The following is a 262-nucleotide window of genomic DNA, read 5'->3' on the forward strand; positions in this document are numbered from 1 at the left end:
TCATCCGTCTTTAATCATCTTTGATGAGCCTACAGCAAGCCTGGATGTCACCAGTCAGGCGAAGATCCTGGATCTTCTCAAAGATTTGCAGGATGCTATGGGCCTTTCTTATTTATTTATTTCCCACGATCTGGCCGCTGTCCACTTCATGAGCCATCGCATCATGGTCATGAAAGACGGGCAGATTGCCGATCAATTTGAAAAAGAAGAGCGTTTTTCTGCCGAAAGGCACCCATATGCCAAAAAGCTGCTTCAGGTGTTT

1 pseudogene is annotated in these 262 nt (G+C 45.8%); it reads left to right on the forward strand.

Annotation, left to right across the window (positions count from 1 at the left end):
* A pseudogene (locus tag CF394_RS15265) lies at window positions 1-262 on the forward strand (ABC transporter ATP-binding protein); the annotation flags it as partial.

The organism is Tetzosporium hominis, assembly GCF_002265435.1.
Taxonomy (GTDB): Bacteria; Bacillota; Bacilli; order Bacillales_A; family Planococcaceae; genus Chryseomicrobium; species Chryseomicrobium hominis.